This is a genomic window from Chitinophaga nivalis (genome assembly GCF_025989125.1).
Lineage (GTDB): Bacteria > Bacteroidota > Bacteroidia > Chitinophagales > Chitinophagaceae > Chitinophaga > Chitinophaga nivalis.
The window spans coordinates 4,549,501-4,574,513 of record NZ_JAPDNR010000001.1 but is presented as its reverse complement, the minus strand read 5'-3'; the positions used below and the strand labels follow the sequence as shown (position 1 = coordinate 4,574,513).

At 47.0% G+C, this 25,013-nt stretch carries 22 protein-coding genes; 12 read left to right on the top strand and 10 right to left on the bottom strand.

From position 1 onward, the window contains the following. Nucleotides 1-3: 3 nt before the first annotated feature. Nucleotides 4-576 carry a 5-formyltetrahydrofolate cyclo-ligase gene (locus OL444_RS18180; protein ID WP_264730876.1) on the bottom strand — a complete coding sequence of 191 codons (573 nt, stop codon included), beginning with the start codon at nucleotides 574-576 and terminating at the stop codon, nucleotides 4-6. After that, nucleotides 573-1,217 (bottom strand): dethiobiotin synthase, encoded by a 645-nt coding sequence (bioD, locus tag OL444_RS18175; protein ID WP_264730877.1) that lies wholly within the window; start codon nucleotides 1,215-1,217, stop codon nucleotides 573-575. Before bioD ends, OL444_RS18180 begins: the two co-directional genes overlap by 4 nt. A 125-nt stretch (nucleotides 1,218-1,342) precedes the next feature. On the opposite strand from bioD, the gene OL444_RS18170 reads away from it, so the two are divergent. The 6 genes from OL444_RS18170 (at nucleotide 1,343) to OL444_RS18145 (ending at nucleotide 7,667) form a co-directional block, all read left to right on the top strand. Further along, the gene (locus tag OL444_RS18170; protein ID WP_264730878.1) at nucleotides 1,343-2,701 is read left to right on the top strand and encodes a pyridoxal-phosphate dependent enzyme; all 1,359 of its coding nucleotides are present in this window, start codon (nucleotides 1,343-1,345) and stop codon (nucleotides 2,699-2,701) included. An 80-nt stretch (nucleotides 2,702-2,781) separates the two neighbouring features. After that, entirely contained in the window at nucleotides 2,782-3,558 is a 777-nt protein-coding gene (locus OL444_RS18165; protein WP_264730879.1) for a helical backbone metal receptor, read from the top strand. A gap of 236 nt (nucleotides 3,559-3,794) precedes the next feature. Beyond that, nucleotides 3,795-4,862 (top strand): class II fructose-bisphosphate aldolase, encoded by a 1,068-nt coding sequence (gene fbaA, locus OL444_RS18160; protein ID WP_264730880.1) that lies wholly within the window; start codon nucleotides 3,795-3,797, stop codon nucleotides 4,860-4,862. A 224-nt stretch (nucleotides 4,863-5,086) separates the two neighbouring features. Further along, nucleotides 5,087-5,935, top strand: a complete 849-nt coding sequence (accD, locus tag OL444_RS18155; RefSeq protein ID WP_264730881.1) for an acetyl-CoA carboxylase, carboxyltransferase subunit beta — start codon at nucleotides 5,087-5,089, stop codon at nucleotides 5,933-5,935. Nucleotides 5,936-6,003: 68 nt separating this feature from the next. Beyond that, a complete protein-coding gene (gene smpB, locus OL444_RS18150; protein WP_264730882.1) occupies nucleotides 6,004-6,441 on the top strand; it encodes an SsrA-binding protein SmpB in 438 nt (145 codons plus the stop codon). A 200-nt stretch (nucleotides 6,442-6,641) separates the two neighbouring features. Continuing rightward, entirely contained in the window at nucleotides 6,642-7,667 is a 1,026-nt protein-coding gene (locus OL444_RS18145; protein ID WP_264752029.1) for a hypothetical protein, read from the top strand. 99 nt (nucleotides 7,668-7,766) lie between these two features. Here OL444_RS18145 and trxA read toward each other — a convergent pair whose 3' ends face one another. Further along, nucleotides 7,767-8,075 carry a thioredoxin gene (gene trxA, locus OL444_RS18140; RefSeq protein WP_264730884.1) on the bottom strand — a complete coding sequence of 103 codons (309 nt, stop codon included), beginning with the start codon at nucleotides 8,073-8,075 and terminating at the stop codon, nucleotides 7,767-7,769. Between the two features lie 95 nt (nucleotides 8,076-8,170). Between trxA and OL444_RS18135 the strand changes: the two genes are divergently transcribed. From OL444_RS18135 to OL444_RS18125, 3 genes are all read left to right on the top strand, one after another. Then, the gene (locus OL444_RS18135) at nucleotides 8,171-8,734 is read left to right on the top strand and encodes a methyltransferase family protein (RefSeq protein WP_264730885.1); all 564 of its coding nucleotides are present in this window, start codon (nucleotides 8,171-8,173) and stop codon (nucleotides 8,732-8,734) included. 343 nt (nucleotides 8,735-9,077) lie between these two features. Then, complete coding sequence (locus OL444_RS18130) at nucleotides 9,078-9,629, top strand: hypothetical protein (protein ID WP_264730886.1); 552 nt, start codon at nucleotides 9,078-9,080, stop codon at nucleotides 9,627-9,629. Between the two features lie 215 nt (nucleotides 9,630-9,844). Continuing rightward, nucleotides 9,845-10,690 carry a hypothetical protein gene (locus OL444_RS18125; protein WP_264730887.1) on the top strand — a complete coding sequence of 282 codons (846 nt, stop codon included), beginning with the start codon at nucleotides 9,845-9,847 and terminating at the stop codon, nucleotides 10,688-10,690. Between the two features lie 63 nt (nucleotides 10,691-10,753). Here the strand turns inward: OL444_RS18125 and OL444_RS18120 are convergent, their stop codons facing one another. From OL444_RS18120 to OL444_RS18100, 5 genes are all read right to left on the bottom strand, one after another. Next, a complete protein-coding gene (locus OL444_RS18120; protein WP_264730888.1) occupies nucleotides 10,754-12,262 on the bottom strand; it encodes a RagB/SusD family nutrient uptake outer membrane protein in 1,509 nt (502 codons plus the stop codon). Nucleotides 12,263-12,273: 11 nt separating this feature from the next. Beyond that, nucleotides 12,274-15,381, bottom strand: coding sequence for a SusC/RagA family TonB-linked outer membrane protein (locus OL444_RS18115; protein WP_264730889.1), 3,108 nt, complete (start codon nucleotides 15,379-15,381; stop codon nucleotides 12,274-12,276). Between the two features lie 523 nt (nucleotides 15,382-15,904). After that, nucleotides 15,905-17,620 carry an aspartate-alanine antiporter gene (gene aspT, locus OL444_RS18110; RefSeq protein ID WP_264730890.1) on the bottom strand — a complete coding sequence of 572 codons (1,716 nt, stop codon included), beginning with the start codon at nucleotides 17,618-17,620 and terminating at the stop codon, nucleotides 15,905-15,907. Nucleotides 17,621-17,744: 124 nt separating this feature from the next. Continuing rightward, nucleotides 17,745-18,203: a ribonuclease HI gene (gene rnhA / locus OL444_RS18105; RefSeq protein ID WP_264730891.1), complete on the bottom strand. Its 459-nt coding sequence runs from the start codon at nucleotides 18,201-18,203 to the stop codon at nucleotides 17,745-17,747. Nucleotides 18,204-18,344: 141 nt separating this feature from the next. Continuing rightward, the gene (locus OL444_RS18100) at nucleotides 18,345-19,982 is read right to left on the bottom strand and encodes an acyl-CoA carboxylase subunit beta (RefSeq protein WP_264730892.1); all 1,638 of its coding nucleotides are present in this window, start codon (nucleotides 19,980-19,982) and stop codon (nucleotides 18,345-18,347) included. A 129-nt stretch (nucleotides 19,983-20,111) separates the two neighbouring features. Here OL444_RS18100 and OL444_RS18095 point away from each other — a divergent pair, with 129 nt between their 5' ends. Then, nucleotides 20,112-20,570 (top strand): DinB family protein, encoded by a 459-nt coding sequence (locus OL444_RS18095; RefSeq protein ID WP_264730893.1) that lies wholly within the window; start codon nucleotides 20,112-20,114, stop codon nucleotides 20,568-20,570. 10 nt (nucleotides 20,571-20,580) lie between these two features. Here the strand turns inward: OL444_RS18095 and OL444_RS18090 are convergent, their stop codons facing one another. After that, nucleotides 20,581-21,507, bottom strand: a complete 927-nt coding sequence (locus OL444_RS18090) for a bifunctional helix-turn-helix transcriptional regulator/GNAT family N-acetyltransferase (RefSeq protein ID WP_264730894.1) — start codon at nucleotides 21,505-21,507, stop codon at nucleotides 20,581-20,583. A gap of 184 nt (nucleotides 21,508-21,691) precedes the next feature. Here OL444_RS18090 and OL444_RS18085 point away from each other — a divergent pair, with 184 nt between their 5' ends. Continuing rightward, on the top strand, nucleotides 21,692-23,134 hold the full coding sequence (locus tag OL444_RS18085; RefSeq protein ID WP_264730895.1) for a sodium:solute symporter: 1,443 nt from the start codon (nucleotides 21,692-21,694) through the stop codon (nucleotides 23,132-23,134). 75 nt (nucleotides 23,135-23,209) lie between these two features. On the opposite strand, the gene OL444_RS18080 is transcribed toward OL444_RS18085, so the two are convergent. After that, nucleotides 23,210-24,157 (bottom strand): ion channel, encoded by a 948-nt coding sequence (locus OL444_RS18080; protein ID WP_264730896.1) that lies wholly within the window; start codon nucleotides 24,155-24,157, stop codon nucleotides 23,210-23,212. Nucleotides 24,158-24,664: 507 nt separating this feature from the next. Between OL444_RS18080 and OL444_RS18075 the strand changes: the two genes are divergently transcribed. Then, on the top strand, nucleotides 24,665-24,970 hold the full coding sequence (locus OL444_RS18075; protein WP_264730897.1) for an ArsR/SmtB family transcription factor: 306 nt from the start codon (nucleotides 24,665-24,667) through the stop codon (nucleotides 24,968-24,970). Nucleotides 24,971-25,013: the final 43 nt, after the last annotated feature.

Sequence of the window (25,013 nt, the reverse complement as noted above, 5' to 3'; positions counted from 1 at the left end):
TTATTAAAAATGATAAATATGCCCGGGTGTTACAACTGTTTGCAGCGGTACATCCCAGGGATCCGTATCCAGGATCCGTGCAACCGGTTCAAAGAGAGAAAGCCCGATGGTACGCACGCCGGAACGACATTCTTTTAGAAAGCGGTCATACATTCCCTTCCCATACCCAACGCGGTGACCCTGCCGGTCAAATGCCAGTAAAGGTACAAATACCAGGTCGAGATCCGATGGAATAACGGGCGTACCCTGCGCCGGTTCAGGAATGCCAAAGCGATTTTTCACCAGGATGGTATTGGCTTCCCAATGGTAATGCGTCATCTCTCCGGTTTTCATGTTGGCCCTTGAAAGCGCCCATTGTATGCCGGGATAGGTTGTTTTCAGCCAGTTGACCAGCGGCCAGGTATTTACTTCTTTCTTTTCGGAGATCGGCAAAAAAACATGGGCCCACTTTACCTCCTGGAAGTCCAGTTGCCGGCAATTGGCCAGCAGTTGTTCATTCAGCGTGATGATGGTGTGGTCGTCCAGGTTCAGCCTTTCTTCCAGAAAATGTTTTCGTATATCCTTTTTAGTGGTCATGCCAGTAAACTATGTAACGGTGCAGTCAACAATTGTGCCTGTGCCTTTACAAAGGCTTTATCTATATGGTTTGTCAGGGGGATACGGCCAATTTTCGGATAGCCACTCCATTGCACCACTTCCTCTTCATTGCTATGCCAGTCTCCTCCGAAAACCCAGCCAGCTACCGGTATCCGCTCCTGCTGCAACACCCGTGCAGTTAGCAGGGCGTGGTTAATACTGCCCAGGTAATTCTGCGCCACAATGATCACACGCGCCTTCAGTTGCCGGATGAGGTCCACGGTAAATTCATGGTCGTTTACCGGTACCAGCAGGCCACCGGCCCCTTCTATAACCAATGCACGGGTAGCGGGCTGGTATTGACCAGCCAGGGTAATGATCCGGGAAATATCGATGGTAACTCCTTCCATGCGGGCAGCCAGATGAGGAGATGCCGGCTCCTGCAAACGCCAGGCTTCCGGGTGACAAACAGACAGGTTGCCAGACAGCAGTGATGACACAGTTTCCGTATCTGTTCCTTCTGCAAGCCCGGACTGTATAGGTTTCCAGTAATCTGCCTGCAAGGCTTCCGTAATACAGGCGGCGGCTATCGTTTTTCCAACACCGGTACCAATACCGGTAATAAATATTCTTTCACTCATCGGTGACAAATATAGGGAGAAAGCGGAAAGCAGCATACAGAAAGGTGTTTCTGCTAAAATATCGGGTCAAATCCACGATTCGTAAACCGTAATTCGTATTTTCGCCCCCATAGAACCTCATTATTATGAAATATTGTGATAACATTCTTGAAACGATTGGAAATACCCCGATGGTAAAGCTTCACCGCGTAACGGCTACCTTGCCCTGCCCGGTATTGGCGAAAGTGGAGTTTTTTAACCCAGGTAACTCTATTAAAGACAGGATGGCAGTTAAGATGATTGACGTAGCAGAAGAGAAAGGACTGCTGAAGCCAGGTGGCACCATCATCGAAGGTACTTCCGGTAATACCGGTATGGGCCTGGCGCTGGCGGCCATCATCAGAGGCTATAAATGTATCTTTACCACTACCGATAAACAATCCAAGGAAAAGGTGGATATTTTGAAAGCAGTAGGCGCAGAAGTAATTGTATGCCCTACCAATGTGGAGCCTGAAGATCCCCGTTCCTATTACTCCGTATCTAAAAGACTGGCTACAGAAATTCCGAATTCCTTTTATGTAAACCAGTACGATAACCTCGCCAACCGCCTGGCACACTACGAACAGACCGGCCCGGAAATATGGGAACAAACCGGCGGAAAAATCACCCATCTGGTGGTAGCCACAGGCACCGGCGGTACCGTTACCGGCACCAGCAAGTTCCTGAAAGAAAAAAATCCGGATATTAAAGTGTGGGCCATCGACAGCTATGGCTCCCTGCTGAAAAAATATTTCGATACCGGCGAACTGGATATGAACGAAGTATATCCGTACATCACAGAAGGTATCGGGGAAGACTTTGTACCGGAGAACTACGACATGTCGTTGATTGACCGGTTTGAAAAAGTAACGGATAAAGACGCCGCTGTAATGGCCCGTCGTATTACCAAAGAAGAAGGCATCTTCGTTGGTTACTCCGCCGGTTCTGCGATCTCCGGCCTGATTCAGCTGAAGGATCAGCTGAAACCGGATGACCTGGTAGTGGTTATTTTCCATGACCATGGCAGCCGTTATGTAGGTAAAGTATATAACGACCAATGGATGATGGAACGCGGCTTCCTGGATGTAAAAACCGTGAAGGATGTAGTGAATGGTCGTCGTAATCAGCCACTGGTAACCATTGGCGCCGATGACATTGTGAGTGAAGCCATTGCCCGGATGAAAAAATATGATATCGAACATCTCCCGGTAACACAGGGCAACGATATCATCGGAGCAATCTCTGAAAGTGGTTTATTCAACCGCCTGATAGATGATGCCAACCTGAAAGATGCGAAAATCAGCCAGGTATTGCAAACAGCATTCCCACTGGTAAGCCAGGATACACCGATAGAAAAACTATCAGTATATATCAACCGCGAGAACGGTGCAGTGCTCACCAAAGATGATAGTGGCCACCATCACATCATCACGAAGTATGATATTATTCAGGCATTGGGAAGATAATTTCCTGCCTCCTTGAAAAAGCTGTTTTGTTATACCATCGTATAGCAAAACAGCTTTTTTACAATTAAAACTTCCTCCTCATGGTTTTTACCGATCAGATAGGCCATACCATCACACTTTCCGCCCCGCCGCAGAAAATTGTTTCACTGGTACCTTCCCAGACAGAGCTGTTATACACCCTGGGGCTGGATGCTGAAGTAGTGGGCATTACCAAGTTTTGCGTACATCCGTCGACGTGGTTCCGGAGTAAAACACGGGTAGGCGGTACTAAAAATGTACACCCCGATATTATCCGGCAACTATCTCCGGATCTCATTATCGCCAATAAGGAAGAAAATCTCCAAAGTGATGTAACGGCGCTGATGGCGGAATTTCCGGTATGGGTAAGTAATATACAGTCACTGGCAGATGCCTGTGATATGATTACCCGTGTAGGCGATATCACAGGCCGGGCAGCTGCCGCTCATACACTGGCCAACACTATCCAGGCCCGTTTTGCCGCCCTCACTCCCCTGCCGGCTCCCATCCCCACCGCTTACTTCATCTGGCGGAATCCCTGGATGGTAGCGGGTGGCGACACCTTTATCCATGAAATGATGCAACATTGCGGACTGCAGAATGTATTCGGTGAACAGCTGCGCTATCCGGTTATATCGCCGGAACAACTGGCTGCCAGCGGTTGCAGGTTGGTATTATTATCTTCTGAGCCTTATCCCTTCCGGGAGAAACACCTGGCTGAATTGCAGGAAATACTGCCCGAAGCCACTATCCGGCTGGTAGACGGGGAAATGTTTTCCTGGTATGGCAGCCGTTTGCTGGAAGCGCCGGATTATTTTCGCACGGTTCTCACGCCCTGATTACACCTCCAATTATAAGCGTACTGCGAACGCATCACAGACCTGCCGTGGTATTTTTTTATTTTTCCGGAAGATGCCTACCGCCTGTTATTCTCTGGTAACCCCGCTGTCTGCAACGGGATAAGTGATTGGTTCCCTGCTTTTTATTTTTCCTGTGGGTGTGAGTAGTTTTCGCTATAATTCTTGTTATTAACTCCTTATATTTGCTTTCCTAAAAAACAAACACTTTTTATAGTATGGGAAAATACAGAGCTGGCGTACTATTCGGCGAAGAGCTGGATGCGCTGTATAACGATGCCAAAGACAACGGATTTGCTATGCCTGCCGTGAATGTTGTTGGAACCAACTCCGTAAACGCGGTACTGGAAACAGCTGCCAAAGTAAATTCACCGGTAATTATACAGTTTTCCAATGGTGGCGCACAGTTTTTTGCAGGTAAAGGTATGCCTAACGATAAACTGCAGGCGAATATCGCAGGTGGTGTTTCCGGTGCAAGACACGTACATGAGGTAGCGAAATACTATGGTGTTCCTGTGGTATTACATACAGACCATGCTGCTAAAAAATGGCTGCCGTGGATCGATGGTTTGCTGGATGCAGGTGAAGCCCATTTCAAAGCCTATGGCCAGCCACTGTACAGCTCTCACATGCTGGACCTGTCTGAAGAACCTATCCAGGAGAACATCGAAATTTCCCATAAATATTTCGAGCGGATGAATAAACTGGGTATGTCTATCGAAATCGAACTGGGTGTAACCGGTGGTGAAGAAGATGGTGTAGACAACTCTGGTGTAGATAACTCCAAACTGTATACGCAGCCGGAAGAAGTGGCCTATGCATATGAAGTATTATCCAAAGTAGGCTCCCGTTTCACCGTAGCTGCCGCTTTCGGAAACGTACATGGCGTATATTCTCCGGGTAATGTGGAATTACGTCCGGTAATCCTGCATAACAGCCAGACTTTCATCCAGGAAAAATTCAAGACTGCCGCCAAACCGGTATACTATGTATTCCACGGTGGTAGCGGATCTCCTAAGCACCAGATTACCGAAGCACTGGGTTATGGCGTTATCAAAATGAACATTGATACCGACATGCAATGGGCTTTCTGGGAAGGTATCCACAATTTCTACAATGACAAGAAAGATTATCTGCAGGCACAGCTGGGTAACCCCGAAGGTGCAGATAAACCTAACAAGAAATACTACGATCCGCGCGTATGGCTGCGCAAAGGCGAAGAAACCTTTGTAAAGCGTCTGGAAGAGGCCTTCCAGGATCTGAACTGTATCAACAGGAATGCATAAGTAAGCGGAAAGGTTAAAGCAAAAAGCGACTATAGCGGGAATTAAGAATCCAGGCATCTGGCAGCTGGCATGGTAACGGTGAAATAGCAGCGAATTACATTCGCCCTTATCTGTTATCCACTTGCAAGGCATTGATCCTGAAATTCATAATTCTCGCTATATGTTTTTTGCTTTATACGATAATTCGTATCTTGCACCACTATTTTCTAATCTAATAGTAAAATATGTCAAGCTGGTTTAAGCGAATTAAACAAGGCATCTCCACCTCCACCAGTGAGAAGAAAGAAGCTCCGGATGGGTTGTGGCACAAATGTCCTAACTGTAAAAAAACCATCACCGTTAAAGAACTGAAGGAACATTTTTACGTGTGTGATAAATGCAATTATCACAACCGTATCAATTCCGCAGAGTATTTCGAGATTATCTTTGATAACAATCAGTTCGAAGAACTGTTTCCTAATATTTACCCAACCGATTTCCTTGGTTTTAAAGACCTGAAACCCTATGGCGACAGGCTGAAAGACGCACAGAAAAAGTCAGGCCTGAAAGACGCCATGACTGTCGGAGCCGGGAAAGTACATGGTAATGATCTCGTAGTAGCCTGTATGGACTTCAACTTTATTGGTGGTTCCATGGGTTCCGTGGTAGGTGAAAAGATTGCCCGTTCCATCGACTATTGTATTGTACACAAGATGCCCCTGATGATCATTTCCAAGTCAGGTGGTGCCCGTATGATGGAAAGTGCCTTTTCCCTGATGCAAATGGCCAAAACCTCCGCCAAACTGACGCAGCTGGCCAATGCCAGGTTACCATACATCTCTTTAATGACCGACCCGACAACAGGTGGCGTAACTGCTTCCTATGCCATGCTGGGCGATCTGAACATTGCAGAACCAGGTGCACTCATCGGTTTTGCAGGTCCGAGAATCATTAAAGAAACCATTAAAAAAGACCTCCCTGCCGGCTTCCAGAGCGCCGAATTCCTGTTGGATAAAGGATTCCTGGATTTCATCATGGATAGAAAAGAACTTAAAACGAAGCTGGCCACTGTATTGGGCCTCTTCAAAAACTAGGATACTGGCCTGTTGGTATCCCTACTTACGGATACCAACAGCCTGCTACCTGAAAGCTATACCCTTAAATGGCAGAATTAAAAAACAGATCAGCTTATTTCGAATACGCAATAGAAGATAAATATATTGCCGGAATGGTATTGACCGGAACCGAGATCAAATCCATCCGCGGCAACAAAGTGAGTTTCAATGATTCCTTCTGCTACTTCTCCAAAGGAGAATTGTTTGTTAAAAGCTTGCATATCGCCGAATACTCCCACGGTACTTCCGCCAATCACGACCCGCTCCGCGAACGTAAACTCCTGCTCACCAAACGGGAACTAAGAAAGTTGGAAAATAAAATTAAAGAACGCGGTTATACCATCGTTCCCCTTCGTATGTTCATTACAGATAAAAGCCTGGCTAAGCTGGAAATCGGCATTGGTAAAGGTAAAAAGCTGCACGACAAACGCGATTCCATCAAACAACGGGAAGCTGACAGAGAGCTGAGAAGACAATATAAATAATACCGGTATGATCCTTGTATCATATAGCTGCCTAAATTACTGGTAGTCTTTCTAAAATATGATATATGCGACCCAAACACCTATCCCTTTTTTTAATATGGGGTGCGCTAGCCTGTATTTTGTTCGCTGGTTGTAAATCCGGTGAAAAATTATACAACGGTGGTAAATATGATGCGGCAGTTAATGCTTTTGTCAAAACCTTGCAAAAGAAACCGCAGGATGCTGTTGCCACACAGCTGCTACCGGAAGCCTACCGTCACGCACAACAACAACATGAAGAACGGGTAAATGCCGCACTCCGTTCCAATAATCAACTCAAGTGGGAAGCTGTACGCAGCGAATACCGCACCCTCCAGCAACTCTATAACACCATTCAGAAATCACCTGCTGCCCTCCGGATTGTACAACCGAAAGATTACAGCACCGCTATTACCGGCGCCCAGGAAAATGCAGCGGAAGTCCGCTATGACCGTGGTATTGCCTTGCTGGAAAGGGGCGACAAAATGAGTGCCCGCAAAGCCTACGATGAATTTGTGGCGACCCTGAAACTGGTACCTGATTACCGGGATACCAAGAACCTGCGCGACGAAGCCTTCGAGCGTGCAGTCGTGAGAGTGGTAGTAGGCGATATTGAAGTACGCTCCATGTATTCCGACTACCGTACCAATCAATTCCGGGACAACCTGGCCAGCAACTTACAGCAACGTAACAACAACCGCTTTGTCATATTTTATGATGAACGTACGGCGCGTAATGCCAATCTCCGGCCGGATGAGTATATCGCCCTTCGTTTTGCCGACATCATGATAGGCAGAACCATCGTAGACGAAACAAAGAAACATCTCTCAAAAGAAATTGAGACCAGTTCCTATACCGATACAACAGGTAGAGTGATCAAAACCTACACCACAGTCCACGGAACAATTTCAGTTATTAAAAAGCGGGTAGAATCCAGTGCCATACTGGATTATCGCATTACGAAACTCAATGGTAATCACCTGGAACAGGTATTGCGGGAGGATCGTATTCCCAACAGTTATACCTGGACCAATGAATACGGGACGTTCCACGGCGACGACCGGGCACTGGACCTGGGAGACCGCAGCCTGATTCAAGGTTTTGACAGACTCCCTCCTTCTCCACCGGAGATATTCATGGCCATCGTTCATCCTATTTACGCAAAGCTGGAACAGGATCTTCAACAATTTTACAACGGCCACTATTAGCGGCTTTATATATGCCAACAGCCTATAGTAAAATAGCTGACGCACATTTTACTATAGGCTGTTCTGTTTTATAGACATCATAGCTGCAGCCAACCCTGTTTAATTTGTATCGCTCAGGGCTTTTGCCAGCGCCGGTATCAGCTGATGCGCCGGTACTACCCCGCTCTCCCGCCAGATCAGCTTTCCTTCCCGGAAAAACAACAAAGTAGGCACGCTCATAATTTTCCACTGCGCTGCCAGCTGCTGATTTTTATCAATATCTATCTTGATAATCCGGATCTTATCGCCCAGCTTCTCTTTTACTTCCTTCAAAATAGGCGGTACCGCCTGACAAGGGCCGCACCAGGTGGCAAAACAATCAATCAATACAGGGGTTCCGGCTTGTAATATTGTTTGCAGGTTTTCCATAACACACATTTTTAGCTCTTTGCAAAATACACACTTTTTGAGGACTGAAAAACATCTCCTATATTACGCCTGTACCCGTTTTAATACCTAGTGCCATGAACCTGTTACCATCTGTCATTTACCTGGCTTGGTTTTTATCTGAAATTTTACTGCATCGGCTCCTGCGCGGCGGCGACAGTGCAGACAAAAAAAAGCAGGATAAAAGCAGTCTGCTGATTATCTGGATCATCATTATGATCAGCGTCAACAGCGCTGTTGCACTTACGTTCGTCATCGCCCATCCGATCGTGCGTCACATACCATTACCGGCCATCGGCCTCGGCATGATTATATTGGGTATGTTACTGCGCTTTGCGGCCATCCGGCAACTGGGACGGCTATTCACCGTAGTGGTGACCATCCGGAAAGATCATCAGGTGAAAACAGATGGGCTTTACCGCCTGATAAGACATCCGGCCTATACCGGCTCTCTGTTATCATTCCTGGGATTTGCCCTGTCTCTCAATAACTGGTACAGCCTCTTCCTGGTGTTTATTCCGGTAACAGCCGCTTTTATATATCGCATGAACATCGAAGAAGAAATGCTGCTGTCGCAGTTCGGGCAAACCTACAAAGACTATATGCAACGCACCAAACGGGTAATTCCCTGGGTGTATTAAGCTCGCCTGCTACTAACTGTAACCCATATACGTTATTGAATTATTTAGTTACATTCAAACCTGTTTAAATGGTAAAAAACTACTATTAGGTAGTACCATACTGGCATTTTTTTTAACAGCATGTCAAAAAAATGCCATCGACAATGACGTTAATCCAACACCAGTACCGATACTACCAATAGACGACTGGTATCTTAAAACAAATTCCAATAATGACAACATTACAGATACCTATTATTACAACCCCGACAGAACACTGCATCAATTGATAACCACTATTGGCTCCCGCCAGACCGAGCATCAGTTCCTTTACGAGAATGGCCAGCCGATAGCTATCAAAATCATGAAAAAGCCAACAAACGAGGGTTTAAAGGTGCAACTGCAGACATTTACCTATAAGAACGGGCAAGTAGCCATCGTTAAACATTATGGTACCGAAACAGACCCGGAAATCAAGGCATATGATTCCCTGGAATATCAGCAAGGCCGTCTTGCCAGGTCCTATCATAGTGGTCCCGGGTACCAGTACAATGAAGAGCGTATTTATAACTGGAAAGATGGTAACCTGATCAGCGTGCAGCAATCTTATCTCAACAACAACAAATATGTACTGTCTTCTACCAGGGCATATACCTATGGTACCCGACCTAATCCATTCAAAAATATGATCTGGGTCCTGGTACTTTTACAACGGGGAGGTGATGCAGAACTACTTAGCAACAATAATCCGATAAAACGGACATATATTTTGGCCAATGGCGAAACAACCTACTCCACCAGTGAAATGAGCTATAACGGGATTCAGGTACCGGTTGGCGTCACTACCACCTACGTTTCATCCAGTGGTACCACCCAACAGACCGGCTCCTATGAGTTTATTCATCTGAAAAAATAATATCTGCTATCGTTAAAAGGCTTCGTTTGAAGTCTTTTAACAATGCCTGCCCCCTATTGTTTCCTGCTACCCCCGCAGTATCAGCCACCAACCTGTATATATGAGCAACCAACTGCACCCCGGGCCTCTTTCGGCCCTCCCCTGGCTTTTTAAAAATATATCCGTAATATATACGTTATTCCATCATACATTTACGCATCCATCAATCAAAAGCTATGAAAAAAATGCTGCTGCGTACCATTGCCTTTACCATGCTCCTGACGGCATGTAAAAAAGACAATAACAGTACCGATAACAACGGCAATGGCACCAACCCCACCCTACCCAAACCAACAGATGATTGGTATCTGCATAAAGTCAGTAATGATAATGGTGATACCAGTACCTATTACTACACCAGGGATAGAATACTTTACCTGATGGAAAATACCGGTATTGCCGGTTATGCAGGTTATCTCATTAACTATGAAGCGAATCTTCCGGCAAAGGTTTACTATAGGAAAAGTGCTATTGAGCCGGCTCCCGGCATGTTGAAACAGTCTTACACCTATGAAAACGGCGACCTGGTAAAAGTAGTCACCTACGTGACGCCCGACCCAGCCAGCCCGGGGGAGATAGCAGGCTATGACTCGCTCGAATATCAGCAGCATCGTATTACCAAAGCCTATCGCCTGGGGCCCTCCGGCGGCAGCCCGATAGCAGAGCGCCTATATACCTGGCAGGAAGACGATGTGATCAGTATGCAGGAAGCCATTGCCATCAACGATAAACTGACGCCGGTATCAACGACTACCTATACTTATAACAATAGGCCCAATGCTAAAAAGGCCCTGTCGCTCCTGTTCTTTTTCCAACGGAGTATCAATCCGGAAATACTGGCCGCCCATGAACTGGTAAAAAAGGTACAGACCCTGGCAGATGGCCAGGTCAAGGAAACCATTACCTGGGCCAAAAGTTACGACCCGCAAAAACTACCGGTGACGGATACTGCTGTCAGCATTACGGCCACGGGTAGCAGCAAAAATATCAGCACCTACAAATATCTCAATCTGAAAAAATAAAATACCCGCATAAAAAAAGCCTCCCGAAAATTCCGGGAGGCTTTTTTTATGCTATAGCAAACATTAGTTATAGAGATTCGGATTATTCTGTTCTTCCGCAATCGGAATAGCAAACAGGTAATTCGTGCTGTTCGGTGTAAACGGCACCTTGTTCGGGAAAGACAGGATACGGTGTCCCACTGCCTTTACACTTTTGAAAGTACCGTTGGCACGTGGCACCTTGATGATACTGTCGCCACCATTGAAAGACAGGAAGGCTCTCCGGTTAACGGTACCGCCTGTACGAATAATGTCAGACAGTGAAAACCCTTCTCCCCATAATTCTTTCCTTCTCTCCAGCAGGATGGTATCTTTCAGATTACCGGCATGTGCAGGATCGTAAGGAACAGCGTTACGGGCATTACGTAAGGTATTCAACGCTTCTACTGCTTTACCCTGATTACCGCTTTCTGCATAGGCTTCTGCTTCGATCAGGTACATTTCTGCAGCACGCATCAGCACCAGGTCACCCACCATCGCCTGCGGATCACGGAAACGGAATTTTTTGTACCGCAGGAAACCTTCGCGGCTGGGGGTTGTATCCCACTCAAACAAACGAGTGCGTACATCTCCCTGGGTAAAATTATCTTTAAAGAAAGGATCTGCCATGAAGCTGTAATAGTAAGAAGCCGCAGAAGAAACGTCCAGGTAGTTGAAGTTATAGCTGGCGTTGCTTTGGTTAGGCGTTTGGCCATGTCCCCAGATCCACTCTACGTTGTTGACATCATTAAAACCTTTGTTATAGTCGTCGCCTGACATCAGCGAATAACCACTGCGGGCAGCGGCAGCCTTGGTGGCAGCATCTGCATATTTACCGCTGTAGAGATAAGCTCTCGCCAGTAAACCCTGTGCTACATGCAGGTCAATTTTCCATTTTTTAGCCCCATCGCGCTGGTAATTTTTCAGCAGTGGTTCTGCTTTCAACAGGTCATCAATTACCTGCTGATAAACACGGGCAATGGTTTCTCTTGGTTTACCCGGTGTAGTACTGGTAGACGGTTCGGTATAAATCGGTACTGCTTTCGCGTTCGGATTTGTTTTCACACTCAGCTGGTAGTAAGACGCCAGTGTTAAATAACAATATGCGCGTAAGGCATAGGCCTGGCCTTTCAGGTAGGCTTTCTGTCCCTCATCGCCGGTAGCATTATCTACTTTGGCAATAATGTTATTAGCGTTGTCGATTACTTTGTACAACAGTCCCCAGTAAGCACCTACGCGGTTCTGCGTTTTATCCAGCATTTCTCCATAGGCGTAAGCATCTCTCAGGCCGTATTTCAGGGTCACTGCCACATCGCTTCCCATCGCATCGCTGGTCAGGTCAATAGATTTGTAACCCGGTACTGCATAGGTGAAGAATGATTCAAACATATAACTCCAGGTACCATTGATCACGGTTTCCACATTGTCGGCCGTATTGAAGATCTGATCATCCGTGATGGCATTGGTAGGTCTGTTGTTCAGAAAGTCCTTGCTGCACGCAGACAGCACTACTGTTGCAAATATCGTTAAGAGCGTAAGTCTGTTCTTTTTCATGATACTTTTTTTTAGAAGCTCAGGTTAATGCCGGCAGACAATGATTTGATAGCCGGATAGCGATAATAAGTAGTTCCGGCCACTGCCTGTTCCGGATCCATACCCTGATGGTTATACAGCGTGAATAAGTTTTCGCCCTGTACATATACCGTTACGTTATTCAGGTGTGCTCTATCCAACAGTGATTTAGGCAGGTTGTAGCTCAGGTTCAGTGACTTCAACCGCGCATAGCTGGCATCATAGAGGAAACGGGTGGAGGAACTTGTCGCTCTGCTGGTGCCGGTTGTTAATGCCGGAACATCTGTGTATCTGTTTTCAGGCGTCCAGGCATTCAGGATATCCTTAGACCAGCTGCGGCCCGGGTTGGAACCGGTGTGCACTAAGCCTACATAATCATTATCCAGTACTTTACCACCCAGGCTGTATACGATCAGGAAAGAGAAACTGAATCCTTTATAGTTGAAGGTGTTGGTTAAACCACCGTATACATCAGGAATAGCGGAGCCTACATAATACTGACTTGCGTTAGCATAATTATTGGTCGTGATTTTATTACCATCCTTATCGTTTGTATACCATAAAGGCTCTCCATTATCCGGATTTACACCTGCATAGTCACGCAGCCAGAAATCGTAAATAGATTTTCCTACCATCAGTTTCTTGGTACCACTGATAATTTCTTTCTGCGGCAAAGCAGTAATGGTATTCTTGTAATGTGTCAGGTTCGCGTCTACTATCCAGCTAAAATCTTTGGTTTGTACCGGTACGCCGTGTAAACTGATTTCCACACCGGTATTTTTCATCGTACCGATATTATCGTCTATAGCAGAATAACCGATAGATGGTGCTTTCGGCTGGGAGAACAGCAGGTTTTTGGATTTACGCTGGAAGAATTCCACGGTACCGCCCAAACGATTCTTCAATACGGCGAAGTCCAGTCCTACGTTAAAGTTGAGGTTTGTTTCCCATTGCAGACGCTCATTGTTGATCATATCCCGGTATGCTCCCCGGTCGCCCAGGTTATTGGCCACGAGATAGAGCGGCAGGTAACTGTAATAAGCACTGGCACCCAGGTTATCATTTCCCTGACCACCATAGCTGGCGCGCAGGGTGAGCAGGTCTAACCAGCTGGCTTTTTTCAGAAAGTCTTCCTGAGAAGCTTTCCAGGAACCACCTACTGACCAGAAGGTACCCCAGTTGTGTCCGGGTGCAAAACGGGAAGAACCATCTCCACGTAAGGACGCAGACAGGAAGTATTTACCGTCATAGTCATATTCCGCACGTCCCAGGTAACTGGAAAGGCTATACGTATCTGTGTATCCTTCAAAACCTTTTATCAGCGTAGCTGCAGAAGGTTCATCCAGACTTGGAGATGACATACCGGTTTTAGATCCCTGGATAAAAGAATACTTGTATTTATAGGCTTCCTGCCCTGCCAGGAGGTTCAGGTGATGCTTTTCATTGAAAGTTTCTTCGTAGGTCAGGATGTTATTGAACGTCCAGCTGAAAGTACGATAGCTGCCTCTGTCTACAGAACCGCCGGTTTCCACGTCAAAACCTACCGCTGAATTCGTATAGTCGTGTGAGTTACGGGCCAGGTAGTCGGCACTATAGCTGGTTTTGAATTTCAGTCCTCTCCAGATAGTTGCTTCACCGTATGTACGAACAGACAGGTTATCGCGCAGTACATTGTGTTTATCGATACCGGAAGTTTGCACCAGGTTGGTATTGGTAATAGCGCCGCTCGGACGGTACAGACCATAGTCGAAAATACGGTCTCCTTTGTTATCCTGCAGATAATTACCTGCGCCATCCCGTTTGTAGATCGGATAAAAACTAGGAATAGAACGGGCGTAGTTTACATAGTTATCAGTACGGCTGTCTTCAGAAGGAGGCGCCTGCTGATCGGAATGTGAACCATTGAAGTTTAAGCCCACTTTCAGCCATTTTTTAGCGTCGATTTCTACGTTACTGCGTACGTTGTAGCGTTTGAAACCGGAACCTAGGTAAATACCCTGATCATTGAGGTAACCACCGGATACAAAGTATCTTGTTTTTTCAGTTGCACCGGAAATGCTCAGATCCGCCTGTGTGCGGGTACCGGTACGTTGCAATGCATCGCCCCAGTTGTCGTCCCACAGCGCGCGGGCGCCTGGCACCAGTTTACCGTCGGTACCTACCGGCTGCGCATAGGCGTCGCCATAAGGGTTGATACCCAGGTCACGTACCACGCCACTGCTGGCCTGACTTCTTGCCCATCCATCTATTTCATTGGCAGGCATACCTTTCGGCGGATTTACCAGTTTGGTGTTGTAGAGTGCTCTCCAGTAAGTTTCAAAATACTGGTCAGTATTTACCTGTTCGTAATCTTTTACGGCTCTTTTGGAAAAGCCCTGATTTACGCGGATATCTATATTACTGCCTTGCTTTTTTCCTCTTTTGGTAGTGATGATGATCACCCCGTTGGCACCACGGGAACCGTACAGTGCACTGGAAGCAGCATCTTTTAATACGCTGATGGATTCGATGTCGCCCGGATTGATAGCACTGATGCTACCGCCGTAAGGCGCTCCATCTACCACATACAAAGGATCCGAAGAAGCATTCACGGATCCAACCCCGCGGATACGGATCGTCGCATCAGCACCTGGCTGGCCGCTGGCAGCAGTACTTTGTACACCAGGCGCCAAACCCTGTAAGGCTTTGGATACGCTGGAAACCTGTCTGCTGGCAACTTCCGCTCCTTTGATCTGGGATACGGAACCAGTATAGGAATTTTTCTTTGCCGTACCATAGGCTACGACAATTACTTCATCAATATCTTTCCCGGAGGACTGTAATAATATCCGTAAAGGAGCAGTGCTGATAGGCACTTCCTGCTCCACCATACCGATAAATCTGATCACGAGTGTAGTTGCTGCGGCATCGGTTACTTCCAGTTTGAAAGTTCCGTTTGCACCGCTTACCACTCCTTTGGAGGTGCCTTTAATAGCAATAGAGGCGCCAGGTAGTGGCTCATTGTCTTTGGCTGATAAAATCGTACCTGTTACTGTGCGTGTTTGCGCGAAAGCCGCAACAGGCCCCAGCAGTAACAGAAAAAATAACAATCGTTGTAACATAAGTAAAATGTTGAGTGGATTGGTTTATTAAATGGTCAATGCAATACAATGCCTCCCCCGCATCCGGCGGGGCAGCTATACATCCCAAATTGTAGTCATACTCAGCAACAGCAGTATCATGGAAACGGCGGGTGACAGTACATTATCCGTTAACACGTATGTGTTGTTTTTTTAGTTGATAGGTGGTTGTCAGTTACAGCAACAACAGCAGCCAGTGCTGCGGTAACCTGGTTGGTACAATACTTCTTTCATAAAAACGGCTTGTTTAAAAACATCAGCTTCCTAATACTCTATTATTCCTATAGACTAATGGGACGCAAAGCTAATAGATTTCAATTAATCAACAAAGGAAATGTTAAAAAAGTTGTTCATTTTTTTTTAAATCGGTGCAATCTGAAGTTGGTTTCATTTTGGTTTAAGTCGTTGCGATGCTCATTCCCGGGTAAATGATTATCGTGGAATTACGGGTAATAAATTTTTCGAAAGATAATAAAATTGTTAAATAAACAATAACAAAATGTGATCATCCTCCTTTATGCATCAACAAAACAATGATAACACCGGAAGTAGTGAGGGTAATATTTGCCACCGCATAAGCGACTGTGTAGCCCAGCGCCGGTACTTTACTGTTCAGCGCATCCTGTACCGCCAGTAACGGCGCCGACTCATCGTGCGCACCAGCGCAGGCTCCCAGCCCAATAGCCGGATGGAATTTAAACACATATTTGGACAACACGAGTGCCACCACCATCGGTAACAGACTTAACACCACACCCGCCAGAAATAAGGTAATTCCCTCTTCTTTCAGACCCTGTAAAAAGCCTTCACTGGCTGTTAGTCCTACGATGGCAATAAACACATGTAACCCCAGTTTGGTCAGCACCCATTGCGATGCCGGCGGAATATAGCCATAACGCGGATGTACTGCCCGTAACCAGCCAAACAGCAAGCCGGCAATCAATGCCCCTCCGCTTGTACTCAGCTCAACAGGTACATTGCCAATACGCACACTCAGCGAGCCAAACAAAGTGCCCAGCACAATGCCGGCAGACAGGTATACGATATCTGTTTCCAGCCCCGTCCTCTCCTTATATCCCAGCATAGCGACTGCCTTGTCCAGCTCCTCCTGGATGCCCACCAGTTCGGCCACATCCCCCTTTTGCAAAACGGTACCCGCATGCAATGGAATTTCGATGCCACTCCGGGAAATCTTCCGGATACTGAGGCCATGTAGCGCAGGATGATGGGCCAGGAATTTCAAAGGCTGGTTGATCGCGTCTTTACCAGTAACGATTACATTAATGGTTTGCACCGGAAAAGTAAGCAGCGCACTATCTGCCACTTCCTTTCCCAACAAGGCCTCCGAAGCAATAGCCGCGGCCCGTTGCCCACCTACGGCAATGATATCGCCCGGGTAGATCATCATATCCGGCGCGGCTTCCAGCAAGTCGCCGCTGCGGCGTATCCGTAAAATGTATAAGGCCCTTTTTTTATCGTGGAGTATTTTTTCTATGGCTGCGATGGTCTTTCCGCCGGCCACCAGCTCCTCATTGACTACATAGGCGCGGAAAGCCACGCGGTCATAGGCATTCCGGATGTTCTCCTCCCCTTCGTCCACGGCATCACTCATGGTGGCTTCCATGGCTTTGGTTTCGGCGATCAGCTTCTCGCGGCTACCCGACATAAACCAGGGACCTATTACCGACAGAAACCAGCTGGTACCTGCCGTTCCGAAAATATAGGTGACCGCATAGGCCACCGGTATCTGGTTGACCAGTTCTGTTTTACGGGCATCCGGCAACTGCAATTCATGAATGGTATTGCCTGCCACGCCGATAATAGCAGAACAGGTATTGGCGCCGGACATCAGCCCAGCAGTGGTACCCGTATCAAAATGCAGCAGGCTGGCAATCGCCCAGCAGAAAAATACGCTGCTGCAGCAGACGATAAAGGAAAACAGGGCAATCGGTAATCCGTCTTTCCGCAAGCCCTGAAAGAATTGCGGACCGATACCATAGCCGGTACAGAAAAGAAAAAAGAGGAAAAAAATAGATTTCGTTTCACCGGGGATTTTCAGGTGAATACCTCCGATCAGGATCCCCACCAGCAATACGCCGGTTACGGTGCCCAGGGTAAAACCTTTTATCCGCATCTTTCCGATGAGGTATCCGAAGAGCAGGGTCAACATAACCGCGATTTCCGGGTATTGTTGCAGGGTTGACGTAAACCAGGTAAGCATAAACGAAAATTGGAGGTGCGCATATATTACAATTACGCCCGCCTGTTAGTTCGGTTATACCAGATGCTTTATTGAAAAAGGCTGTCCATGCAGTATGGACAGCCATAAAAAATGTTTATCTGTTTTATATGCCGCTTTCAAAACCTACGTCTACCAGCCAGTTGCCACTATCCGCCGCCTGGGTGGCCAGCTCATCGCAACGATTGTTAAACGGATTGCTGGCATGGCCTTTCACCCACTGCATCTTCACCTGGTGTTTTCTATACAGGGGAATAAAACGCAGCCACAGATCTTTATTCTTCTTCTCTTTAAAATTGATTTTTACCCAACCCCATAACCATCCTTTCTCAATACTATCCACTACATACTTACTGTCTGTAAAAATGGTGATAGCCAACCCGTCTTTCTTCAGGGCTTCCAGCGCAGTGATGACGCCCAGCAGCTCCATTCTGTTGTTGGTGGTTTTCCGGTAGCCCTGCGATAATTCCTTTCTGGTATTTCCCCAGATCAATACCACTCCATATCCTCCCGGACCTGGGTTACCGCGCGATGCTCCATCTGTATATGCAATCAGTTCTGCCATGTTCTCTTTAGAATAGCGGCAAATATATTTTAAAGAATCCCGAATATCAAATAAAGCCTCCGGCAAAACGCCACAGCCGACCGCGAATAATAACTGCGGACTGCTGTGGCGTCTTATGAGAAATATATTTTGTGGCCGGCCCTACACCTGGAATACGCCTACATTAAAGGCTTGTTCCACAGGGGCGTTGTTAGCCGCCTTAATGGCTTCTGCAATACGCAGCCGGGTATCTGTCGGATCAATGATTTCGTCGACCCACAGGCGGGCCGCCGCGTAATAAGGCGTCGTTTGGGTGTTATACTTTTCCGTGATTTCCCGGAGCAGTTTACTTTCTTCTTCCGGCGTAATCTCCTGTCCTTTTGCTTTCAGGGAGGCCACCTGGATCTGTAACAGGGTCTTAGCAGCCTGTTCTCCCCCCATCACGGCGATCTTCGCGGAAGGCCATGCATAAATGAACCGCGGATCATATGCCTTGCCACACATGGCATAGTTACCTGCTCCGTAGGAGTTACCGATGATGATGGTAATTTTCGGCACTACAGAATTAGATACGGCATTCACCAGTTTAGCCCCGTCTTTGATGATACCGGCATGTTCGCTCCGGCTGCCCACCATGAATCCCGTTACATCCTGCAGAAATACCAGTGGAATTTTTTTCTGGTTACAATTCATGATAAAACGGGCGGCCTTGTCGGCGCTATCGTTATAGATCACCCCTCCCATCTGCATTTCTCCTTTCCTGCTTTTCACAATCTTACGCTGGTTGGCCACAATACCTACGGCCCAGCCATCGATGCGGGCGTAGCCACAGAGAATGCTTTTGCCATAGTCTTGTTTATACTGGTCAAATGCAGAGTCGTCTACCAGACGGGCTATAACATCCAGCATATCATATGGGCGGGTACTGTCTGCCGGCAGGATGCTATCCAGTTCTTCTTGAGGTTTCGCGGGTAGTACCGGTTCAATACGGTCAAAGCCGGCATTCGCGCCCTGTCCGATCTTGCTGACAATGCGTTTTATCTGATCCAGACATTCTTCATCTGTTTTGAATTTATAGTCGGCTATGCCGGAAATTTCGGTATGTGTCACGGCGCCGCCGAGGGTTTCCGCATCTACGTCTTCTCCGATGGCTGCCTTTACGAGGTAAGGGCCGGCCAGGAAAATAGAGCCGTTGCCTTCCACCATCAGTACTTCATCACTCATGATAGGCAGATAGGCGCCACCGGCCACGCAGCTGCCCATCACCGCAGCAATCTGGGTGATGCCCATGGCGCTCATCCGGGCATTGTTGCGGAAGATGCGACCGAAGTGTTCTTTGTCGGGAAAAATTTCGTCCTGCATAGGGAGGAATACACCGGCGCTGTCTACGAGGTAGATCACCGGTAAGCGGTTCTCCATGGCAATTTCCTGCAGCCGGAGATTTTTCTTGCCGGTCAGCGGAAACCATGCCCCGGCTTTAACGGTCATATCGTTGGCGACAATCATGCACTGCCGGCCGCTTACATATCCGATCCCACCTACGGTGCCTGCTGCGGGGCAGCCGCCGTATTCGGGGTACATGTCATAAGCAGCAAAGGAGCCTATTTCCGTGAAAGGCGTATCCTTATCAATCAGATATTGGATACGTTCCCTGGCTGTAAGTTTGCCGCGCTGCCGCACTTTCTCCAAACTTTTTTTGCCTCCGCCCTGTTCAATTACTGCGAGGCGTTGTTTCATGGTACTGATAGCCATCCGCATGGCATCTTCGTTTTTGTTGTTCTCCAGTTGCTGCTGATCCATAACAATGGTTTTTATAAGCTCTAAAAATAGGGAAAGAATCATTGCGGACCATCAAGGTACCTTGTTTGTTCCGGGATTAAATGTTAAATTACCCTATCTATCTGTTCACCATTCTAAAGCTATATCCGCATGCAGCTGACCGAACATCTGGCCACTTCCGTAGAAAACCTTTACAGTGGCTCACCCTGGATAGATGTTACTTTCGAGGAACATTTGCCCCGTATCAATGCCCGGCAGGCCATACAGGTGATTAAAGAATCCAATTGCATCTGGCAGATTGTAAATCACATTATCTACTGGCATCAACGGGTACAACGTTATCTTTACAATGAACCGCCGGAGCAGGACGGCGACCTCCCCGACTTCTACCTGCCGGAGAACCACGGCGAAGAAAACTGGCAGGCTACCCTGCACAGGCTACAGCATTCTTTTGAACAGATGGCTGCCACGATCCGGAAGTTTCCGGAAGACAAACTGTTTGAAACCGTACCGGGGACCAAGCAGGTAGCTATTTATTACCTGCAGGGAATTGCAGAACATGACGCCTATCACCTGGGACAGATTGTATTGCTGCACAAGTATGCCTGACCAGGTGCTATCAGGCCAGTTCCACGTCGTAACGCTCCTCACATAATTCCTGTCCCCATTGCTGGTGGCGCTTTTCGGTGGTTTTACGGAACCCTTCCCTTTTATAGAGGGCAATGGCAGTGGTTTGTGTATCTGCTGTCATCAGGTGTACTTTCCGGTAATTTTTTTCCCGGCAGAAATCCATCGCCTGTTGCAGCAGTTTTTTGCCCAGTCCTTGTCCGCGGCAGGATGGATCTATCAAAAACCAGCGCAACTGCGCCTGGTGCTTTGACGTATTCACAATCGCCACCGAGCCGATAATCCGGTCGTTGAGGGTAGCCAGAATCATGCGGTCTTTGTCGGGATTATAGGTAGGTACAAAATCGTAGAAGGTTTTACATACATATGCTTCAAACACCACATTGAATCCGGATTCCTGTCCGTACAGGGAGCCATGCATATGTACCAGGTACCCGATATCACCGGGTTGCAGGGTATAACGGAAACGGATATCCGGTGTTGCTGCCGGTGTCAGTAAATGTTGTTCGATGGTTTTCATGGAACTGGCTACTTCCTGTTGCTGTTGGGTATTCAGGGGCGTTAACATCCGCTGCACATCTGCCGATGACTTTTCATTCAGTGCCGCCATTTTTTTCTTTCCTTTGGCAGACAGGTACAACAAAAAGGTACGGCCGTCGGCAGCAGATTGTTGTCGCAGCAGCCAGCCTTCCTGTTCAAATTTTTTCAGCATACGGCTGAGATATCCCCCATCTACCTGCAACGCTGCGATCAGTTGGCCTGCTGTACATTTTTCGCGATGATCAATTTCATACAATACGCGCACTTCGGAAAGGGATAAATTACTGTCCAGGATCTGCAGATTCAATAATCCAATCATATTGGTGTAGAAACGGTTGAAGTGGCGAATATCGCCTACCAGCTGGCTATCAGGTAACATTGCTATTTTTATTTATTCGCTAAACTCCATAAAATACTTGACAAAAGCAAATAAATTATTTGACTTAGTCAAGTACTATCATCGTCAGTTACCTGGTTAATTCCCGATCCGTTATCTATCAAATGAGGTAAGACATTATATTTGCGTCTTTGCCGGAAAGTTGTATCTTGATTAAATTTGATTTATGTCGCCAGGATTATTATTCTCATTCGTTATTGCCTACTTTGTCATACTATTAGTTGTTGCGTGGTATACAGGCCGCAATTCCAACAACGATTCCTTCTTCATCGGAAACCGCAACAGCAACTGGATGCTGGTTGCCTTTGGTATGATCGGCACCTCCCTCAGCGGAGTTACTTTTGTTAGCGTGCCTGGTGCTGTGGGTAAAGATGCCTTTACCTATCTCCAGATTACCATCGGTTATTTCTTTGGCTATATCAGTATTGCGTATATACTGATTCCCTTGTATTACCGCCTGCAGCTCACCTCCATTTATAATTATCTGGGCAGCCGGTTTGGTACCAGGTCGTATAAAACCGGGGCTTCCTTCTTTATTCTTTCGCGTACACTCGGCGCTACGGCCCGGTTATACCTGGTAGTAAGAATATTACAGGATGCCATTCTCTCCAGCTTTGGAATTCCTTTCTGGATGACCACCCTTATCCTGTTGTTCATGATATTGGTGTATACCTATGAAGGAGGTGTAAAAACCATCGTGTATACGGATACGTTACAAACCACGTGCATGCTGGCCGGACTGATTATCTGTGTGATATACATCCTGAACACCATGCACCTCGGATTCGGGGAAAGCATTACCGCTATGCATGAAAAAGGCCTCACACGCATCTTCAACACGGATCCGAACGATAAGCTCTTTTTTGTGAAACAGATCCTGGCCGGGGCTTTCATCACCATTACCATGACGGGAATGGACCAGGAAATGATGCAGAAAAACATCTCTGTAAAAACATTAAAAGACGCCAAAAAGAACATGGTATCCCTGGCCTTTATCATGCTCTTTGTTATCAGCCTGTTTCTCTTCCTGGGCGGCCTGCTGCACCTTTATGGCGCGCAGGTAAATGTAGCTGCCACCGGCGACAAGTTATTCCCGGAACTGGCGCTGCATCATATGCCTCCGGTAGTTTCCGTGATCTTCATCATTGCGCTCATCTCCGCCCTGTTTCCCAGTGCAGATGGTGCGATGACCGCCCTCACCGCTTCCTTCTGCATCGACATCCTGGGTATGCAACGCAGAACAGACTGGTCAGAGGCGCAGAAGAAAAAATACCGCCAGCGGATTCACCTGCTCATGGCATTTGTGTTCCTGTTGTTTGTGATGATCTTTGAATGGGTGAACAACCAAAGTATGATTGGTGTGATCCTGAAAGTAGCCACTTATACCTATGGGCCGCTGCTGGGGCTCTTTGCCTTCGGTATTCTCTCCAAACGCCGGGTGACAGATGCACTGGTACCGATTGTGTGCGTAGCCGCCCCGGTACTGTGTTTTATTCTGGATAAAAATCAGGCGGCTATTTTCGGCAACTTCCAGATAGGATTGGAATTACTGATTATTAACGGGCTGTTTACCTATATCGGCCTGCTGCTGATCAGCAAAAAGCAATAAGCAATACGTTGTAAGATATAAGCAAAAGGGGGAGCTATCGGTTGATAGCTCCCCCTTTTGCTTAGTATGGCCGGATTACACCGGCCGGGATTTACTTAGATGCTGCAGCTCCAATACCGTTGTGTCGCTGCCTTCACGATACATCGGCACAAACTTCCGGTTATGTGCAATTTCGTGGTAGGTATAGGAGGTACGTTGTAATACCGTGTTGGAATATACATCATTGAATCCTCTCACTGTGACATACAATTCCACATCTGCACTTTCCATATCCTGTTCGGAGAAGCCCAGCAGCGGGCTGTTTTCATCGATGGGATGTACCACCGTCCAGTTCATCGACAGCGTTTCCACTTTTCTCCGTTCGAGTGGCAGTTCATAATACTTGTACACCGCTTCTCCATTCTCCTGCACCTGCAAACCTATATTTACCAATACTTCTACATTGGTTAAGGTGTGATTGTCTTTGTAGGACGCAAAGCGGAACATGAGGGCGGTGCTATCTTTGTAAGGCGCGATCAACGCCTGATCGCTGAATGCCAGGTGTGCCTTCGGCCGGGAGAAACGGCCATAAATCAAACCCGTAGCAACGGCAAAAGACAGGAAACCCGTCATGGCTTCAATGGCCGCCACCAGGTTGGCGCCATCTCCTATCGGATTGACCCGGCCATACCCTACCGTGGTAAAGGTTTCGGTGCTAAAGAAAAAAAGTTCCTTGAATTTGGCCCAGGGTGTTGCACCCATCACCCCCTGCAGCTGTTCGGGGCCCAGCCACCAGTATACGCCTGTATACAGCAGGTTGATGGTAAAATAAAACAACAGGATCACCACGGCGAACTGCCACACGGGCACGCTCAGCATCATATGGTATACATTAAAACGATCCTTGAACGGGCGACCCTCCCGCCGCAGGTTAAAGCTGCCGTCGCGATTAATAAACCGGCCGCCGAAACCACTGGCATTGGTACCAAAACCTGTGTCGTTGTTTTGCCGGGAAAATGGATTGATCCTCTTTAGCAAGGCCATAGTATAGCAATTTGTATGGTAAAGCTAATAAGAATTTAAAAAGGAAAAACACCCATGTATGCTAACCGTTTTAACGTGTACATAAAAAAGGCGGTATCAAAAAGTAGCCTCTTTTTATTTGCATTAAAGTTGAAGTTGTTTGTATGCAGATCTCTCAACTATTATTTCTCCTATCAAATAGGTTAGTTCCCGGATGCTGTTGATATTGAATTTTAAAGGATGCAGGATAGTCTTAATGGTCTTTTTTAACTACGATCCAGCATTCATCTTTACTTTACAGCACCTGCACGACCTAAAGCAATTGAACCGGTTATTACTTTTCAACGGACCGAATGCGGCTTCCGGCGCGCTGTTCTTTGCCTGCTGCCTGCTCCACTTAATCGCTTTTGCTTTGATGTGTGCCCAACCTGACAAAGAAATGGTGTGTTGTTCATCCTTTCATGGATGTGTATCTTGTCCCTTAAATTTTAATTTCGGCATTTCGGAAAATCTCGATATGTTTGCATCATGGAATTAATTATGGTTTTTAAAGCGCTCAGTAATGAGACGCGAATAAACATACTTATCTGGCTCAAACAGCCTCACCTCCATTTTCCTGCGGAGGAGTTGCTGGACTATGATCCAAATCTGGGTGTTTGTGTAAGCGACATTACCCAAAAGGCCGGTTTATCTCCATCCACCACATCAGACTACCTGAGTTTATTACAAAAATGCGGGCTTATCGTAGCTACCCGGGTGGGCCAGTGGACCTACTACAAACGTAATGAAGGGGCGATAGAGACGCTGAACAAATTAATCCAAAAGGCGTTCTGATTTTTTTACTTATATATTTCGAGAATAAGCGAAATTTCTAAAC